Annotated in this window: 11 protein-coding genes and 1 pseudogene; 2 read left to right on the top strand and 10 right to left on the bottom strand. The window is 64.7% G+C overall.

The genetic code is table 11. The features are described 5' to 3' along the window. Nucleotides 1-310 precede the first annotated feature (310 nt). From BBTA_RS17050 to BBTA_RS17035, 4 genes are all read right to left on the bottom strand, one after another. Nucleotides 311-3502 (bottom strand): efflux RND transporter permease subunit, encoded by a 3192-nt coding sequence (locus BBTA_RS17050; protein ID WP_012043736.1) that lies wholly within the window; start codon nt 3500-3502, stop codon nt 311-313. Beyond that, nucleotides 3499-4926: an efflux RND transporter periplasmic adaptor subunit gene (locus BBTA_RS17045; RefSeq protein ID WP_012043735.1), complete on the bottom strand. Its 1428-nt coding sequence runs from the start codon at nt 4924-4926 to the stop codon at nt 3499-3501. Before BBTA_RS17045 ends, BBTA_RS17050 begins: the two co-directional genes overlap by 4 nt. A gap of 82 nt (nt 4927-5008) precedes the next feature. Then, nucleotides 5009-5401 carry a FixH family protein gene (locus BBTA_RS17040; RefSeq protein ID WP_012043734.1) on the bottom strand — a complete coding sequence of 131 codons (393 nt, stop codon included), beginning with the start codon at nt 5399-5401 and terminating at the stop codon, nt 5009-5011. Between the two features lie 96 nt (nt 5402-5497). After that, nucleotides 5498-5866 (bottom strand): hypothetical protein, encoded by a 369-nt coding sequence (locus tag BBTA_RS17035; protein WP_041750710.1) that lies wholly within the window; start codon nt 5864-5866, stop codon nt 5498-5500. A 211-nt stretch (nt 5867-6077) separates the two neighbouring features. Here BBTA_RS17035 and BBTA_RS17025 point away from each other — a divergent pair. Continuing rightward, nucleotides 6078-7042 (top strand): annotated as a pseudogene (locus tag BBTA_RS17025) (LysR family transcriptional regulator). 548 nt (nt 7043-7590) lie between these two features. Continuing rightward, on the top strand, nt 7591-9531 hold the full coding sequence (locus tag BBTA_RS17020; RefSeq protein ID WP_012043732.1) for a sigma-54-dependent Fis family transcriptional regulator: 1941 nt from the start codon (nt 7591-7593) through the stop codon (nt 9529-9531). An 84-nt stretch (nt 9532-9615) separates the two neighbouring features. Here BBTA_RS17020 and BBTA_RS17015 read toward each other — a convergent pair whose 3' ends face one another. From BBTA_RS17015 to BBTA_RS16990, 6 genes are all read right to left on the bottom strand, one after another. Next, complete coding sequence (locus BBTA_RS17015) at nt 9616-11244, bottom strand: molecular chaperone GroEL (protein WP_012043731.1); 1629 nt, start codon at nt 11242-11244, stop codon at nt 9616-9618. A gap of 70 nt (nt 11245-11314) precedes the next feature. Continuing rightward, nucleotides 11315-12118: a metal-sulfur cluster assembly factor gene (locus tag BBTA_RS17010; protein WP_012043730.1), complete on the bottom strand. Its 804-nt coding sequence runs from the start codon at nt 12116-12118 to the stop codon at nt 11315-11317. Between the two features lie 5 nt (nt 12119-12123). Then, nucleotides 12124-13161, bottom strand: a complete 1038-nt coding sequence (locus tag BBTA_RS17005) for an amidohydrolase family protein (protein WP_012043729.1) — start codon at nt 13159-13161, stop codon at nt 12124-12126. Between the two features lie 105 nt (nt 13162-13266). After that, nucleotides 13267-13623: an MmoB/DmpM family protein gene (locus tag BBTA_RS17000; protein ID WP_012043728.1), complete on the bottom strand. Its 357-nt coding sequence runs from the start codon at nt 13621-13623 to the stop codon at nt 13267-13269. A gap of 42 nt (nt 13624-13665) precedes the next feature. Further along, nucleotides 13666-14760: an aromatic/alkene monooxygenase hydroxylase subunit beta gene (locus BBTA_RS16995; RefSeq protein WP_012043727.1), complete on the bottom strand. Its 1095-nt coding sequence runs from the start codon at nt 14758-14760 to the stop codon at nt 13666-13668. 48 nt (nt 14761-14808) lie between these two features. Further along, nucleotides 14809-15879, bottom strand: coding sequence for a 2Fe-2S iron-sulfur cluster-binding protein (locus tag BBTA_RS16990; RefSeq protein ID WP_012043726.1), 1071 nt, complete (start codon nt 15877-15879; stop codon nt 14809-14811). Nucleotides 15880-15923 lie beyond the last annotated feature (44 nt).

Genomic DNA, 15923 nt, shown 5'->3' with positions numbered 1-15923 from the left:
GGCCCCTCCCCAACCGATGGCTCATCAGCGACCTCGGCGACCATGCACTCTTCAGCGAACGAGGCCGGTAAACCGGACATCAGGCGGAGGCTGCCGCGGAGGTGCTGATGCTGAGGCATCGCCCCCGCGATAGACGAGCTGCGCAGCCCGGCGGATTTGGTCAATTGGGAACTGTCCAACATTGCCGACTCGGCCTGGCCGAGACAGCCCGCGTAGGGGCTCCCCGGCAAGTGCCGGGGCCAGGAAGGCTAAGCGGACCACGTTTCGCTTGATGGATTTCTGCCCTCTGGTCGATGAAAAGACGCGATGCCTACTCGGCCGCTTGCGGAACCTGCGCCGGTCTCGCGTTTTGGCCAGGACGCCCATCAAGGGCGACGTCGCCTGCGCGGTCGGGCGGAAGGCCCCTGCCCTTCACGAGGCCGAAGATCGCCGGAATGACGATCAACGTCAGCAGCGTCGACGAGATCATGCCGCCGATCATCGGCACCGCGATGCGCTGCATGATCTCGGAGCCCGTGCCGGTGCTCCACATGATCGGCAGCAGGCCTGCCATGATGGCGACCACCGTCATCATCTTGGGACGCACGCGCTCAACAGCGCCGACCATGATCGCCGCATGGAGATCCTGCCGGGTGAGCGCGCGGTTCTCGGCGGCTCGCGACGCCCTGACCTCGGCCAGCGCGTGATCAAGATAGATCAGCATCACCACGCCGGTCTCTGCGGCGACGCCTGCGAGCGCAATGAATCCGACAGCGACGGCAACCGACAGGTTGAAGCCGAGCCACCACATCATCCAGATGCCGCCCACCAGCGCGAACGGCAACGAGAGCATGACAATCATCGTCTCCGTCAGAGCCCTGAAATTGAGGTATAGGAGCAGGAAGATGATTGTCAGCGTCACGGGCACGACGATCTTCAGGCGGGCCGCGGCGCGCTGCAGATATTCGTACTGACCGCTCCACACCACGTAATATCCGGCCGGAAACTGGATGCTCTCCGTCACGGCGCGCTGCGCGGCGGCGACGTAGCTGCCGATGTCCCGATCCCTGATGTCGACGTAGATGTAGGTGGCAAGCTGCCCGTTCTCGGTACGGATGGAGGTCGGTCCACGCGCCGGCTCGACCGTCGCCACCTCGCCCAGCGGCACGGCGCCGCCTGCCGGCATCGGCACCAGAATGTCGCTGGCGATAGCCTTGGGATTGTCACGGAGGTCGCGAGGGTAGCGCATGTTGACCGTGAACCGCTGTCGGCCTTCGACCGTCGTGGTCACCGTCTGGCCTCCCAACGCGGCAGCGATCGTGTCCTGAACGTCCTGAATCAGGATGCCGTAGCGGGCGAGCGCCTCGCGGTCGGGAGAGATCTCCAGATAGTAGCCGCCGATGCCGCGCTCGGCGTAGGCGGACGACGTCCCGGGGACCGTCTTGATGACACGCTCGATCTGCCTGGCCAGCCTGTCGATCTCGACCAGGTCCGTGCCCATCACCTTCACGCCGATCGGCGTCCGGATGCCGGTCGAGAGCATGTCGATGCGCGCCTTGATCGGCATGGTCCAGGCGTTCGACACCCCCGGGAACTGCAATGCCTTGTCCATCTCCGCGATCAACCCGTCGACAGTAAGGCCGGGGCGCCATTGCTCCTTCGGCTTCAAATTGACCACGGTTTCGAACATCTCAGTCGGAGCCGGATCGGTCGCGGTCGCCGCCCGTCCCGCCTTGCCATAGACCGAGGCGACCTCCGGGAACGACTTGATGATCCGGTCCTGCGTCTGCATCAGTTCGGCCGCCTTCGTGATCGAGATGCCCGGCAACGTCGTCGGCATATAGAGCAGCGTGCCCTCGTTCAGCGATGGCATGAACTCGGTCCCGAGCTGGCGGGCCGGCCATATCGAAATGGCCAGCACGGCCAACGAGGCCAGGATGACCAGCGTCTTCGCCCGCAGCACGCCCTTGATGACCGGCCGATAGATCCAGATCAGGAAACGATTGATAGGATTACGGTGCTCCGCAACGATCCTGCCGCGAACGAAGATCACCATCAGCGCGGGCACAAGCGTCACCGACAGCAATGCGGCTGCGGCCATCGAGAACGTCTTGGTGAACGCGAGCGGGCTGAACAGACGCCCCTCCTGCGACTCCAGCGTGAAGATCGGCATGAACGACACGGTGATGATGAGCAGACTGAAGAACAGCGCCGGCCCGACTTCCGCAGCCGCATCGATCAGCACCTGGACGCGCGACTGACCGGGTTTGGCCCGCTCCAGATGCTTGTGGGCGTTCTCGATCATGACGATGGCCGCATCCACCATCGCGCCGATCGCGATCGCGATGCCGCCGAGGCTCATGATGTTGGAGCCGAGGCCCAGCAGCTTCATCGCGCCGAACGCCATCAGCACGCCGACCGGCAGCATCAGGATGGCGACGAGCGCGCTGCGGATGTGCAGCAGGAAGACCACGCAGACCACAGCCACGACGAGGCTTTCCTCGAGCAGGGTGTGCTTCAGGGTGTCGATCGCGGCGTAGATCAGGTTGGAGCGGTCGTAAACCGGCACGATCTCCACCGAACTCGGCAAGCTGCTGGCGATATCCTTGAACCGGGCCTTGACGTTCTCGATGACGTCCAGCGCGTTGACGCCGAACCGCTGCAGCACGATGCCGCTGGCAACCTCCCCCTCGCCATTCAGCTCGGCGATGCCCCGCCGCTCGTCGGGCCCGAGCTCCACGCTGGCAACGTCGCGCAACAGCACAGGCGTGCCGCCGGAGGTCTTCAGGACGATGTTGCCGAGATCGTTGATGCTCTTAAGGTAGCCCTTACCGCGGATGACGTATTCGAACTCGGAGAGCTCCACGGTCCGACCGCCGACGTCCGCGTTCGAAGCGCGGATCGCGTCCCGGATCTTCTGCATGCTGATGCCGCGGTCGCGCATCCGCTGCGGATCGAGGATCACGTTGTACTGCTTGACGAAGCCGCCAATGCTGGCGACCTCGGCGACGCCACCCGCCTTGGCCAACGCGAATTTCAGATTCCAGTCCTGGATCGTGCGCGTCTCGGCGAGGTTCAGCTCCTTGGACATCACAGCGTACTGGTAGACCCAGCCGACACCGGTGGCGTCGGGACCGATCGTCGGTGTGACGCCGGCAGGCAAGCGCGAGCTGGCGCTGTTCAGGAACTCCATGACGCGCGAACGCGCCCAGTAGATGTCGGTGCCGTCCTCGAAGATCACATAGACGAAGGACACGCCGAAGAACGAGAATCCGCGCACCACCTTCGACCTCGGCACCGTCAGCATGGCGGTGGTCAGGGGATAGGTGACCTGATCCTCGATCACCTGCGGTGCCTGGCCGGGGTACTCGGTATAGACGATCACTTGCGTATCGGAGAGATCCGGGATGGCGTCGAGTGGAAGATGGACCAAGGCGTAGAGTCCCGCCGCCGCCGCGAAGCCGGTGCCGAACAGGACGAGCAGCAGGTTGCGCGCCGACCATGAGATGATGCGGGCGATCATTTGTGCTCTCCATGGGCATGTCCACCCGCGGCATCCGATGACGGGTGCGCGTCGGCGAAGCCCCTCAGGGCGGCTTTGAGGTTGCTTTCGGCATCGATCAGGAAGTTCGCGGAGGTGACGACCGCCTCCCCTTCCTTGAGACCGCCACGGATTTCGATGTATCCGCCGCCCCGGCGTCCAAGCTTCACGTCCCGCGGCTCGAACTTGCCTTCGCCTTTGTCGACCAGAACGGCCTGCCGGGCGCCGGTGTCGAGCACCGCACTATCCGGCACCGCAACGACCGAAGATGCATCGGCGGTATTGATTTCGGCATCGACATACATGTCCGGCAGCAAGGCCACGTCCGGATTGGACAGCTCGATTCGAACGCGAGCGGTGCGCGTGTCCCGGTTCACCTGCGGATAGATCACGGCGATCTTTCCGGAGAAGGTCCGGCCTGCGAAGCTGCGTGCCCGGATCAAGACGGGTTGTCCCACCGCGACGGTGCCGAGATCGCGCTCGGCGACATCGACCAGCGCCCAGACCAGCGAGATGTCCGCGATCCGGAACAGCACGTCGCCAGGGTTGGCACGCATGCCCTCCACCGCGTTGCGTTCGAGCACAATTCCGTCGCGCGGCGCTGTCCATTGCACGGTCACGGGCGCGACATGGGATTTCTCCATGGCGGTGATTACCGGCTCCGGAACGTCCAGATTGGTCAAGCGCTGGCGCGAACCGCGGCCGTAGAACTCCACACCTCCCACGATTTTCGAGTTGATCGTGGCGAGGTATTCCGCCGCGGCGGCCGCAATTGCCGAACTGTAGATCTCCATCAGCGGCTGACCGGCGCTCACGCGCGTGCCGGTCGTGACATCCGCAACCTTCTGAACGAAGCTCTCCGAGCGCATCGCGATCACCGAGATCCGCCGCTCGTCGAGCTGGATCGTGCCCGGCGCCTTCACCACCACGCTGATGCTGCGCCGCTCGGCGGGCTCGGATTTCACGCCGGTGCGCTGGATCTTGCCCGGCGAAAGCTTCACCGTGCCGTCGTCGGTGTCGTCGCCGTCGTACACGGGGACGTAGTCCATCCCCATGGGATCCTTCTTCGGTACCGCCGATGTGTCCGGCAGTCCCATGGGATTGCGGTAGTACAGGATCTTTCGCGAGGCGTTCGCCTGTTGCTGCAACTTCGGCGGCTCGGCCGCGGCCTCGTCATCGTAGACCGGCAAGTAATCGCGCCCTTGTGCATCCTTCTTCGGCACCGCCGACCAGGCCGGAGCGCCACCGGGATCCCTGTAGTAAAGTGGACTTCCGTCTGCGGCAGCCGCTGGAGAAGTCAGGTCGGCGTGTGCAGGCCAGGGCCCGCCGTTCAGATACCAGGAGCCGACCAGAGCCAAGGCCCCGCCCAGCGCCAGGGCCGTCGTCAGGAGACGCAGCGTCTTCATGGCGTGTTCCGCGCGCGATCAAGCGCGTCCATGTGATCGTGAATTGGGGATGTCGGGGCGCCGCCGAGCGGCGCCCCAGCGCTCACTTGGTCGCCTTGACGATGACCTTGCCGGTGACCGTCTCCGGCTCGCCCTGCACCTTCGCCGACAGCGTCACCTGATAGCGGCCGGCCATCGGCAGGTCGGTCTTGAAGGTGTAGACGCCCGGCTCTTTCGAGGGCAGAGGAGAAACGGACGATTCCATGTCGGCCATGCCGTCGGGCGCCATGTCGACGCGGGTCTTGAAGATGACCGCATCCGGCACCGGCTTGCCGGTCTGTCTGTTCAACAAACGAACGGCGAGCGTGACGTCGTCGCCTTTCTTCATCTCCGGATTGACAGGCTCGAAGGCGAAGTCGCTGGCGCCGGCCATGGCGGCAGAAGCGGCAAGCGAAAGGGTGGCGGCCAAAGCCGCAGTCGTGAGCTTGGAAAGCATTGTTCTGTCCTCATGGATTGATCTCGACCGTGGCGCTGCAGGCGCACACGTCCGCTTCATCGCGAGCAAGCGTGCTGCTCGCGCGGATTTGCGAGATCAGATTCGTGGAGGTCGGAACGGAGGACTGGTCCCGCGCAAATCGGCGACCTGATCCGAAGGAATGGCGATCTTGCTCGCCGCGACGGCAGATGGGCCGAACGCGATCGGTCGAACGTCGTCAAAAGCGACCGCGCCGCCGATACAGCAGACGCCCATTCCACACTTCTGGCCGTCGGTGTGGGAGGTCTTTCCGTCCATGTCGTCCGGACAGCACTCATCCATCGACATGTCGCCGGCGCCGGCCATCGTCATGTTCGCCTTCATGCCACCCGACGGCATGGCATGCGCGGCGGCCGACGCGCCAAGCGGCACCATCGCCAGTGAGATGGCGATCATGAATGCCAGCATGGCACGGACAAGCCGCATGGAGACGCTTTTACCTTTCGGGCAGCAACCAGCCTCTGAATATCATATTTCGCGTCCTGACGCAGTCATTGATCCGGGTCAAGCATTCGTGACCGTCGCCGGGCGCTTGTCTGTCCAGCCGAGGCGCTGTGGCCACCATCCGGAGACCGCGATGCAGCCAGATCATCGTGCGCCCGTCTCCGTGCGACTGCATGCGCCCGCAAGGCATTTCATCGCGAAACAATCACCACTTCCGTTGACGAGGACATGGGAGGGCAGCCTCGCCGGCGCGGGCCGCAAGCTCGGCCGCTCGTCGGCGGCGGTCAGCCGCGCCATCAGCTTCCTGGAGAACCAGGTCGGCGCCGAACTGCTGCACCGGACGACGCGGTCGATCAGGCTGAGCGAGGAAGGCGAGCGCTATGCCGCGATCTGCCGCCGCGTGCTCGCCGAGCTCGAAGAGGCCGACATGATCGCGGCCGGCCCGAAAGCGGCGCCGCGCGGCGTCATCGCCATCTCGGCGCCGGTGGTTCGGGCGAGATGGTGCTGCGCCCCATCCTCGATGCGTTTCTCGACGCCGACCCGACCGTGTCCGCCAAGCTCCTGCTGTTCGATCGTGCGGTCAATCTGATCGAGGACGGCTTCGATGTCGCGCTGCGCATCGGTCCGCTGACGGATTCGGCGATGATCGCGATCCGCCTCGGCGATGTGCGCCGGGTCGTGGTCGCCTCTCCGCGCTATTTGAAGCAGCATTCACGCATCGCCGAGCCCGGTGATCTCGCCAAGCACCAGATCGTGGCCATGGCGCATCTGCCGAACTCCTGGACGTTCGCGCCGGCGGCTGGATCGTCAGCACCGCGGACGGTGCAGTTCACGCCGCGGCTGGTCGTCAACAGCACCTATGCGGCCGTGGCCTCCGCCGTGGCCGGCCGTGGCGTGGCGCGGATGTACTCATATCAGGTGGCTGAGCAGGTCGCGCGCGGTGAGCTCGACATCGTGCTCGCCGGCGACGAGGATCCGGAGATGCCCGCGCATGTGATCGCTCCGCAGGGCCGGTTGTCAGTCCCCAAGGTCCGCGCCTTCACCGACTTCGCGGTTCCGCGGCTGAAGCAGCAATTTGCACGACTGAAAGCAAGCATCGGCCCGCGCGAGCGTCGTGAGTCCGCGGCCGCGTCTGTGACGCCTCGGCCCGCACGCTAAGCGCGGCCGCCCTCTCAAGCTTGAACCGCGATGCAACGTAGTAGCCGGCTAGCACATCGGGACCGCGAGATGATGGATGCTGTCCCGCATCGCACACCGATGCGCGAGGCGCGTTGATGGTTGCGGCGATGTCGTGTGTTGCAGCCATTCGGATACGGTGCATGTCAACATTGCTAGACAGAGCAGATGCGATGCGCGTTCAAATTGTCGCATGATTGATCAGCAACGCGATGAGTTCGGCTTTGCGCATTCTACCAAGGCGTATAAGGTCGGGCGTTACCAGCGTCGACGAAGCGCTGGAACGTCGGGGACGTGAAACGCGAGCAAGGTGGTTGACGGGCTGAGTTCGTCGCCCTCGTTGTCGCACGCGCACATATTTTCCGACATTTTGGAGGTAGCAGGTTCGAACGGCTCGAACGATTCGACAATTGCGGCTGATGAATGGCCGATTGGCCACGCCATGACATCCGCAGCAGGCGTTTGATCGCGAGGCGACGTGGGCAGCGGGCATCGTGGGCAGCGGGCATCGACACGTTGGAGGAACCGGAATGGACCAACGCGACGTACGGGCCGCATGGCAAAAATTCGTCGAGCGCGGCACCTTGTCGGGCGACGTGAGGTCGACAGTGGCCGCTTCGTGGCAGCGGTCGCGGCAGCACAGCGTCACGGTCGATCGGGCGAAGGCGCCGCTCGTCGCCGAGGCTGAATTGTTTCGCCAGCGCGCCAAGCACGCGGCGCTTCGCCAGGCCGCGCGTTGCGCGCTGCAGAACTCCAGGACGTTCCTGAGCGACGCCGGCTCGATCATGATCCTCACTGATCCCACCGGCCTGATCATCGACACCCAGGGCGATGCCAGGGTCATCGATGCCGGTCGCGCAGTGCATCTCGAGCACGGCGGGCGCTGGAGCGAGGCCGACATCGGCACCAACGCAATCGGCGCGGCGCTGGCCGACTCGTGCCCGGTGCAGATTCACGGCGCCGAGCATTTCTGCACCGAGGTCCAGCGCTGGACCTGCGCCGCCGTCCCGGTTCACGATCCGAGCGATGGCGAGCTGCTCGGCGTCGTCGACATCTCCGGTCCCGCCAGCACGTTCAATCCGCAGAGCCTGGCGCTGGCGGTGGCGGTCGGCCATCACGTCGAGAGCGTGCTGGCGCAGCTGGCGCGGCAGGACAAGGAGCAGCTGCTGTGCGACTTCATCGCCAAGCGCGCGTCCTGGGCGACCGAGGAATGCATCCTGCTCGACCGCCGCGGCGCCATCCTGCATGCGACCGAGCGCGGGCTGCGCGCCATGAAGGACAACGGTCTCAACACCGACGGCGACGCACCGACGCGGTTCCTGAAGACGGTCGCGTTCGAGGACTGGCCGGCGAAGCTCAAGGAGATCCTGCCGCATGCGAGCTTCGAGCTGGTCAAGAACGGCAGCACGGGTGTCGGCGCGATCGTCGTGATGCACACCCGCCGCCGCGCCCCCGGAGAGCGCGGTGCGGTGGCCATCCGCGGGCGCGACGCCGCGCTTCCGGCGGCGCCGTCGCACCACGCGCAGGCCTCTCAGCCGCCGGCGACGTCAGCCGGGAACAAGAGGCCCCGATTTGTTGCCGAAGACCCGAACGTGCTCGCGATCGTCCGGCGCGTGGAGAGCGCGGCGGCGCGCAAGATGCCGATCCTGATCCGCGGTGAGACCGGAACCGGCAAGGAGCAGCTGGCGCGCCATGCCCACGCTGCCAGCCGCCGTTCCGGCGCCTTCGTCGCGGTCAATTGCGCCGCCCTCCCCGACAGCCTGATCGAGGCCGAACTGTTCGGCTATGCCGATGGCGCGTTCACGGGCGCGCGGTCCGGCGGCGCCATTGGTCTGGTCAAGGAGGCCGATGGCGGCACGCTGTTTCTCGACGAGATCGGCGACATGCCGGTTGCGCTGCAGGGCGTACTGCTGCGCCTGCTCGATGACTGGACGGTGCGGCCGGTCGGCGGCAGCGCGTTCAAGGTCGACGTCTTCCTGGTGTCGGCGACCAACGCTGCGCTGGACAAGGCGATCGCCGAGGGACGCTTTCGGTCCGACCTGCTCTATCGGCTCAACACGCTCGAGGTGCGGCTGCCGCGGCTGCGCGAGCGCTGCGATTTCGACGCCATTGCGCGGCAGCTGCTGCACAAGATCGATCCGGGCTGCGACATCACGGCGGAGGCGCTGGCGCGGCTGGCGTCGAACCATTGGCACGGCAACATCCGCGAGCTCGGCAACATGCTGGCGCGGCTCACGCTCGGTGTCTCCAACGGGCTGATCGACGAGGCCTGCGTCGATGCCATGATCGGCCACGTCATCGGTCAAGTGATCGCGCGGCCGCCGCAGGACACAGGATCGCTGCACGACGTCCAGCGCGCCCGCATCCTGATGGTCTATGCGGAGACCAATGGCAATGTCAGCGAAACCGCGCGCCGTCTCGGCGTGTCCAGGAACACGATCTATCGCGCGCTCGGCCAGCCGCGGCCATAATCGCCAGCGCAGTGCTTCACACGATCGGCGGACAACGAGAGCCGGGCCTATGCCCGGCTCATCATCGGCGCAAGCCGCGCGGGCTCACAGCAACTCGGCGCCCCCGCCCAGGGCCGGACCGGCGGTCGGGTCGTAATCGTCCGGCTTCTTCGCGATCAAGGTCTGCGTCGTCAGGATCAGCCCGGCAACGGAAGCGGCATTGCGCACCGCGCTGTAGCAGACCTTGACGGGATCGACGATGCCGGCCTTGACGAGATCGACCGAGGCGCCGTTGCGGGCGTCGAGGCCGTGGCCGTTGGCGCCCTTGGCGACCTTCTTGACCTCGGCCTCGGCGTCGAGGCCGGCATTGGCCGCGATGTGAAACAGCGGGCGGCTTAATGCACGCTGCAGAAGCTCGGCCCCCTGCCGCACGCTGCCATCCAGCCCCTTGATCAGGTCGTCGAGCTTCGGCGCCGCCTTCAGCAGCGCAAAGCCGCCGCCCGGCACGATGCCCTCCTCGATCGCCGCCCGCGTCGCATTGATCGCGTCTTCGATCAATTGTGTGCGGCGCTTCTGCTCGACGGGCGTCGCTCCGCCGGCCAGGATCATCGCCGTGCCGCCCGAGAGCTTGGCGATGCGCTCCTGGAACTTGTCGCGCTCGATATTCTCCGGCGCCGCCTCATATTGCCGCATCACCTGCGCGCGGCGCGCGGCAATCCTGTCCGGATCGCCGGCGCCCGCCGTGATCAGCGTTTTGGAGGCGGAGATCCGCACCTGGCGGGCGGCGCCGAGATCCTGCAGCTCGGCCTTTTCCAGCCGACCGCCGAGATCGACCGAGATCACGCGGCCGCCTGTCGTGATCGCGATATCCTCCAGCATGGCCTTCCGCCAGTGGCCGAACTCCGGCGGGTGGATCGCGGCGACCTTGAAGTTGGTCTTCTCCCGGCGCGCCAACAGCTGCATGATCACGACCGGCGCGACCTCCTCGGCGATGATCAGCAAGGGCCGGCCGCTCTTCTCCACCAGGGAGATCACGCCGGCGAGCTGTTCGCCGCTGTGGATCTTGTGGTCGGTCATCAGGATGAACGGGTTGTCGAGCACGACCTGCATGCGCTCCACATCCGTCACCATGTGATGCGAGAGATAGCCGCGCTCGAACGCCATGCCTTCGACGACTTCCAGCGTCGTCTGGACCGTGCTGCCATATTCGACGGCGACGATGCCGTGCGTGCCCGCGCGCTCGAACGCTTCGGCGACCATGTCGCCGAGCGCGGCATCATTGGCCGCGATGCTCGCGACCGCCCGCAGACCCGCCGAGCCCTGCAGGGCGATCGCCGAGCGCTTCAGATTCTTGATCGTCTCGGCCACCGCAAGCTCGAGTCCCTCAACCAATTCCACCGGGTTGGCGCCGGCGGCGAGGCATTTCAGTCCATCCTGCACCAGCACGTCGGCCAGCACCGTCGCCGTGGTGGTGCCGTCGCCGGCGGTGTCATTGGTCTGCTTCGACACCTCGCGCAGCACCTGCGCGCCCATATTCTCGAACGGACACTCCAGCTCGATCTCGCTGGCAATGCTGACGCCGTCGCGCGACACGATCGGCGTTCCGATCGGACGGTCCATGATCGCGTTCATTCCCTTCGGACCCAGGGTGCCGCGCACCGCCTTGGCGAGCTTGGCAACGCCCCGCCCCAATGCGGCCCGCGCCGCCTCGTCATGCAGCATGATCTTCGGCATGTTCTCAACCTCCCATTGGCCTGATCGCTCGCCGTCTTCGCCGGAGCGACTTTGTTATCCCCCCGGCCGGTCAGGCCGAGGCGCGTGCTTTTGGAACGAAGGGCGTCTCCAGATCGAACCGCACTGACAGCAGGCCGCGGCACAGCGCGCTGTTGAACTCGGCATTGACGCCGACACGCCGCAGTCCCGAGACGTAGGCGGCAAAGCGCTCGGCGCTCAGGGGCAGGCCCGCGGCGTCGACGAAGGCCGGCATCTCGTCGTCCGCGGCCGCCACGACGCCACGCCGCTCGAGATAACGCCGCCGCAGCCGGTCGCCCTCGTCGTCGACAGGCAGGCCACGAAGCTCGAACAAGGTCAGCGCCGCAATCGTCTCCGGCGAATGTCCTGTCCCGGTGAGATGATTGAGCAGCGCGACCTGACGGCGCTGGAACGCCTTGACGAGGAACGTCCGCCGCAGATCATCCAGGTCGCCATCGGCCTCGACGCCGAACGTCTCCTGGAACGACAGGCCCCGCGCCAGCCCGGCATTGATGGTGTCCGCATACATGTGCTCGCCGAGCACCACGCTGACGCCGGTGACCCAGGCGAGCGCCGCCACAGCGCGGCGCATGTCATCCGCCATCAGGAACGAGAAGTTGGCGGCACACCAATAGGTCGGCAGCCGGAACTCGATCTGGACATGGTTCGCAGCGTCAATATCCGCTTTGGTGACGAAGTTGAGTTCGACCACGGATTCGTCGAGCTCCGGATCCATGACGCTCTGCAGAGCGCCCCACAATTCAGTCTGCCTGGTCTCGACCTGGCTCTGCCCGGCCTGCCAGTGCTCCGCCTGCCGGTCCCGTTCCGGCAGGCTCCTTGCAACATGCCCGCTCATGGCATTCACGCCGGCACGGGTTCGGACAGATGGGCGTAGCCGCCGCCAGCCCGGATCTTCTTCTTTTGGGCTTCGACATCGATGCCGTAGAGCCGCGCGGCGTTGAGGCCGAGAATCTTGGTCTTGTTCTCCAAGGTCAGAACCGAGCCGGTTTCCTTGGTCAAGTCCTCCGGAATCTCGAACGCCATGAACTTGTCGATCAGCCATTTCGGCGTCCAGATGCCGTAGTCGCTGCCATAGAGGATCTTGTCCGGCCCGAGCCAGAACAACAGCTCCGACATCACATGGGCGAAATAGCCCGGCCGCGAGTGGATGAACGGCAACGCCACGGCGATGCCCGCATAGACGTTGGTTTCCTGGGTCGCGATCCAGCAGAAATCATCCAGCCGCGGCAGCCCACAATGCTCGACGATGAAGTTGAGATCCTGAAACGAGGTCGCGACGTCGTCGATATCGGCCACATCAAAAGCATCACGGTTCAAGGGAATGATCGTCGGTCCCTTGTGGACGTGGATGTTCTTGATGCCGAGCTTCTGCGCCGCCTCGAGATATTTGTAGGAGTCCTTGTCCGAGAGCTTGTAGCCCTTGGACTCGCCGCGCCATTCCGCCGTATACAGCTTCACGCCCTGGAGCTTGTATTTCTCCGCCAGCGCGTGCAGATCTTCCAGCCCCTTGCTGCCGTCACGCGGATCGAACGCGCCGTTGAGGATGAAGCGATCCGGATGGCTCTTCTTCATCGCGGCATTGCGCTCGGTGGTGTTGAAACCGTTCTTGTAGAAGTCCGTCAGGTATGTGGGTTGCAGGATCGCCATGTCGTCATAGCCCAACACGAACAGATCGTCGAACATCGTCTTGGCATCGTATTTCTCGAATTTCTCCTTCACCCACTTCTCCGACGGCGGGCTGAGGTTGGAGTGGTAGGCATAGAAGCACTCGATGAACTGCTTGCCGTGAATGTTCTTCTGGTTGGCCGGGCTGCCGTCCCAGAAGTGGGTATGCCCATCGATCACGAATATCTCTTCGCCGTTGGCCGTCCTGTACATCGCGCTTCTCCCGCTCCCAGATTGATTGTGATGCGGCCTGCCATTGATGGCGGCGCCCTGTTGATCCGGCCGGCACAAAGCCGGCCGGACGCCGTTCATTCCCGCTCAGACGATGTATTTCATCATCTCGTTCATGTCGCCGAACAGCATCACGGTGTTGTCGTCGATCATCACCATCCGGCCGTAATGCGTCGAGGTCGCGATCTCGAACAGATGCGGCGTCATCTCGCGGCCGAGCTCCTCGGAGATCTCGTCCATCTTGAACTCCATCTTGCCGATGCCGTCGATCCGGATCATCGCCGGCATGTAGGTCACGGTGATGTGGTCGTGACGGCTCATCACGTCGGCAATGGCGCGCGCCTCGACGCTGTCGTTCATCGTGACCCCGCACTGGTGGGACACCGTGTCCTCGAACTTGATGTCCTTCATCGATTTGAAGATGTTGTCGGCTTCCTGCATCATGGTGGCTCTCCTGACGGATTGAGTGAAACGTGTAGGCTTCGGCTAGGACAGGATGGCGGGAACCGTCAGCCCCAGCTCGGCGGCAATGCCCCTGATCCGGTTCTTGGCCTGAGCGAGCGCATCGCTGAAGGTCACGACCTTGACCCGCGGCTGCGACCAGATCGGCTGCAGCCGGTTGGCTGCGTCGAGCGCGAGCTCGGCGTGCTTGGCCAGCCATTTGTTGAACAGCGCGATGTTGTGCGCCGCATGCTGGGCATCGGTGCCGAGGATGTGGAACAGCTCGACCGTGTTGGCGAGATTGCGCTCGTAGTCGGCCTCCGCCGCCGACACGACGGCCGGCGTGATGAAGTCGTTCTGGGCCGATGCGGCCTGCATCAGGAAGCCGGACCGGAACAGCTCACCGACAACAGGCTCGAACACCGCGTTGGTGGCGAAATACTGTTCAAGATAGTCGTTCGATCCCATCACCGACTCGATCGACTTGCGCACGCCCTGCCAGATCGGATCCTCCAGCCAGTGCTGCTTGCCGGCGTTGACGTCGAAGCCGGGAAGGTCGAGCGCGATCTCGCTGAGATACAGCGTGATATCCTGGGCGAAGCGCAGCTTGTAGGAGGAGTTGGTCAGGATCGCATTGTTGACCATCTGGGTGTAGCCATAACGCTGGGCCTGCATCGTCGACGTTCCCAGGCCGAACTCGGCATGCTTGTAGGCGCCGAGATGGTTCTGCAGGATCTTCACCCAGGCGGGGTCGAAGCGTGCCGGTGCGCCGGACTTGCGGCCGTTCTCGATGGTGTTCTGCACCATGCCGCAGATCGTCGACTGGCGCTGATAATGCGTCCGCTCCCACTCCTGGTCGACGGCACGGAATTTGTGCCAGTTGGAGCTCTTGGCCGCCGTCCAGTCCTTGCTGTAGGTCGGCGTGCCGTCCGGGAATGAGATGATCCAGTCCTGCAGCAGATAGCGCTCAGGGTCGGGCTGGACGTCGACCGTCATGTCCTCGTAATGGGTCGCCTTGCGGCCCTTCGGCTCGAAATAATTATACTTGCGGCTGTCGGAGCCTGGAAACACGGCCGAACCCGCCGCGCCGGATTTGACGACGCCCGGCTCCACAGTGGCTCCGCTTGCTTGTGCACTCATGACGACCTCCCTCTTTTGCTGTTGTGTTGCGACGATGTCCGAACGCCGTCATCGCACCGCCGGCGTAAACTTGTCGAAATAGATGTGGTCCGGCTCGACGCCATTGATCTGCAGGACCGGCAGCACAGCATCGATCATCGGCGTCGGGCCGCAGGCATAGGCGTCGATTGCCCCGGCCAGGTTCTCCTGCTTCAGGTGACGGGCCACGACCTCGTGCACGAAGCCGGTCTCGCCGTCCCAACCGTCCTCGGGCGAGGCGTGCGACAGCGCCGGGACGAATTTGAAATCGTTGAGCTGCCGGCCGATCGCGGCCAGTTCGTCGAGATAGAACAGATCGGCGCGCGTCCTGGCGCCGTAGAAGAAGCGGACCGGCCGCTGTTCGCCGCTGGCGATATGGTCGGCCAGGATCGACCACAGCGGCGACATCCCCGAGCCGCCGCCGATCAGCAGCATCGGGCCAGGCCGTTCCTCGCGCCGGAAGCAGGTGCCATAGGGACCCTTCGCCATCACGACATCGCCGACACCAAGTCCGCCGTCGAGCTGGGCGGAAAACGCGCCATTCGGATATTTCTTGATGATGAAGCTGAGCCGCGTGCCCTCGCCCGGCGCATTAGCCATCGAGAAGGCACGGGTGATGCGGCCGTCGTCGATCGTCAGGTCAACATACTGCCCGGCCCAGAACTTCATCGGCTTGTCGATCTCGATCTCCAGCAGGCGGATGTCCGAGGTCAGCGCCGTGATCGCCGCGACGCGGCCGCGAAACGCCTTGACCGCGATCGATCGCCGCAGCATGTCCTCGTCATAGTTCAGCAATTCGAAGCTGACGTCGCTATAGGCGTGGGTCCGGCACAGCAGAACATGCCCGTTCTCGCTCTCGTAATCCGGCAGCGCGAAGGTCGAATATTTCAGGAGCTCGATGTCACCATCGACGAGCTTCGACTTGCAGCTTCCGCACTGGCCCTCCTTGCAGCCATGCATCAGCGAGATGCCCTGGCGGAACGCCGCATCGAGCACGGTCTCGCCTTCTTCGACCTCCATCTCGATCCCTACAGGCTCGAACCGCACCTTGTGAACCTGCACGTCCGTCACCACAGCCTTCGTACCAACCGACATCGACATCCTCCCCGGCACCTCAAGCAGATGATCGCAGGGAGCCGGCGCGC

Source organism: Bradyrhizobium sp. BTAi1 (assembly GCF_000015165.1).
GTDB lineage: Bacteria > Pseudomonadota > Alphaproteobacteria > Rhizobiales > Xanthobacteraceae > Bradyrhizobium > Bradyrhizobium denitrificans.
This window is presented reverse-complemented; position numbering and strand designations above follow the sequence as displayed.

What these genes read in the sequence shown, in the direction of transcription:
- BBTA_RS17045 (WP_012043735.1), bottom strand. Translation starts at nt 4,926, where the DNA reads ATGAAGACGCTGCGTCTCCTGACGACGGCCCTGGCGCTGGGCGGGGCC.
- BBTA_RS17050 (WP_012043736.1), bottom strand. Translation starts at nt 3,502, where the DNA reads ATGATCGCCCGCATCATCTCATGGTCGGCGCGCAACCTGCTGCTCGTC.
- BBTA_RS17035 (WP_041750710.1), bottom strand. Translation starts at nt 5,866, where the DNA reads ATGCGGCTTGTCCGTGCCATGCTGGCATTCATGATCGCCATCTCACTG.
- BBTA_RS16990 (WP_012043726.1), bottom strand. Translation starts at nt 15,879, where the DNA reads ATGTCGATGTCGGTTGGTACGAAGGCTGTGGTGACGGACGTGCAGGTT.
- BBTA_RS16995 (WP_012043727.1), bottom strand. Translation starts at nt 14,760, where the DNA reads ATGAGTGCACAAGCAAGCGGAGCCACTGTGGAGCCGGGCGTCGTCAAA.
- BBTA_RS17020 (WP_012043732.1), top strand. Translation starts at nt 7,591, where the DNA reads ATGGACCAACGCGACGTACGGGCCGCATGGCAAAAATTCGTCGAGCGC.
- BBTA_RS17000 (WP_012043728.1), bottom strand. Translation starts at nt 13,623, where the DNA reads ATGATGCAGGAAGCCGACAACATCTTCAAATCGATGAAGGACATCAAG.
- BBTA_RS17015 (WP_012043731.1), bottom strand. Translation starts at nt 11,244, where the DNA reads ATGCCGAAGATCATGCTGCATGACGAGGCGGCGCGGGCCGCATTGGGG.
- BBTA_RS17005 (WP_012043729.1), bottom strand. Translation starts at nt 13,161, where the DNA reads ATGTACAGGACGGCCAACGGCGAAGAGATATTCGTGATCGATGGGCAT.
- BBTA_RS17010 (WP_012043730.1), bottom strand. Translation starts at nt 12,118, where the DNA reads ATGAGCGGGCATGTTGCAAGGAGCCTGCCGGAACGGGACCGGCAGGCG.
- BBTA_RS17040 (WP_012043734.1), bottom strand. Translation starts at nt 5,401, where the DNA reads ATGCTTTCCAAGCTCACGACTGCGGCTTTGGCCGCCACCCTTTCGCTT.